Annotated in this window: 2 protein-coding genes; both read right to left on the bottom strand. The window is 65.8% G+C overall.

Translation table 11 applies throughout. The annotated features are described in order from the left end of the window. A partial coding sequence (locus ACFMPD_RS17530; protein ID WP_380997335.1) for a DUF4212 domain-containing protein occupies nucleotides 1-256 on the bottom strand: 256 nt, incomplete at its 3' end. A 73-nt stretch (nucleotides 257-329) separates the two neighbouring features. Beyond that, nucleotides 330-998, bottom strand: a 669-nt coding sequence (locus ACFMPD_RS17525; RefSeq protein ID WP_380997332.1) for an adenylate kinase, incomplete at its 5' end; no start/stop codon positions are given.

Here is a 998-nt window from a genome sequence, read left to right as displayed (position 1 = left end):
CGAGCTTGTTCATGCGGAAGGCGTAGAAAAAGATCAGCCCCAGGAACACCAGGATCGAGCCTTGCTGGGCGAACCAGAAGCCGAGATCGGTGCCACCGACGGCGATGCCCGACAGCATGGGGCGCAGCAGGATGCCGAACCCGAATGAAACCAGCGCCCAGATGACGAGGCTGATCAGAATGATGCGCACATTGGCCGCCCAATAGGCCCTGTCGGACTCGGCGGTATCTGCGGCATGAGTGGTTTGGTCCGCCATGGCGGTTCCTCCTTTTCCTCCTGAAAATGTTGGGCCTCGCGGCGAGGGAACGAGGCCCGGGTCTTGTCTTGTGTCAGGCCGTGGCCTGTTTCACGACATCGGCCAGGTCGGCCGCGATCGCGTCGATGTCGCCCATCGCGTCCACCGTTTTCAGCACGCCCTTGTCGCGGTAATAGGCGATCAGCGGCGCGGTCTGCGCGTGATAGGCCACCAGGCGGCTGGCCACGGTCTCGGCATTGTCGTCGGCGCGCCGCTTCATGTCGGTGCCGCCGCATTTGTCACAGGTCCCGGCCACCTTGGGCGGCTTGAACGTGTCGTGATAGCCTTCGCCGCAGGACCCGCAGGTAAAGCGGCCCGAGATCCGGGTCACCATCGCCGCGTCGTCCACCTCGAGACTGATCGCCGCGTTGATGCCCTGGCCGTTCTCCGCCAGCAGCGCGTCCAGCGCCTGGGCCTGCACCGTGGTGCGCGGAAAGCCGTCCAGGATGACGCCCTTGGCGCAATCCGGCTCGGCCAGACGGTCGCGCAGGATGGCGATGACGATCTCGTCACTGACCAGATCGCCGGCCTCCATCACCGCCTTGGCGGCCTTGCCGGCCTCGGTCCCGGCCGCCACCGCGGCCCGCAACAGATCCCCGGTCGACAGCTGAACCAGCCCGAAAGCCTCCTCCAGCATCCGCGCCTGCGTCCCCTTGCCGGCCCCCGGAGGCCCCAACAAAATCAATACTGCCGGTTTGGTCAT

This window comes from Sedimentitalea sediminis, from assembly GCF_042687825.1.
Lineage (GTDB): Bacteria > Pseudomonadota > Alphaproteobacteria > Rhodobacterales > Rhodobacteraceae > Sedimentitalea.
Note: the sequence above shows the minus strand (reverse complement) of the source record. Positions and strands in the feature narration are given on the sequence as shown.